This window comes from Faecalibacterium sp. DFI.5.82 (assembly GCF_029076575.1).
GTDB lineage: Bacteria > Bacillota > Clostridia > Oscillospirales > Ruminococcaceae > Faecalibacterium > Faecalibacterium duncaniae.
In genome coordinates this window covers 1-323 of sequence record NZ_JARFIS010000323.1, presented here as the reverse complement: position 1 = coordinate 323, position 323 = coordinate 1, and the positions used below count along the sequence as shown (strand labels likewise).

The following is a 323-nucleotide window of genomic DNA, read 5'->3' as shown; positions in this document are numbered from 1 at the left end:
GGCCACTGCCTGCGAGGTAGGTGCCCGCTCGGTATGGGCGTACCGCTGGCCCATCTCCATCAGGTTCTTGGAGTAGCCGCTCCATGTTCCATCCCCCTGCTGCAGGAGCACCCGCAGGGTCATGACGATAGGCTCTGCCTCATACTCGGCCACCCGGCGCTGAGCGGCCAGCTGGGCCGCCGTGCCCTGCATGACCCAGCGGCAGCGGGCCTTATCAAAGCGGATGACCCGCTCACACTGCTCGATGTCGCGGCCGGTGAGCAGAAAGCCTGCTTCATCGCCCATCCGGCTCTGCTTGTCCAGCACGATGGTGAAATCCGCCG

1 protein-coding gene is annotated in these 323 nt (G+C 65.6%); it reads right to left on the bottom strand.

Annotation, left to right across the window (positions count from 1 at the left end; all coding sequences use genetic code 11):
- Nucleotides 1-323, bottom strand: a 323-nt coding sequence (locus P0G09_RS16815; protein ID WP_275253236.1) for a hypothetical protein, incomplete at both ends; no start/stop codon positions are given.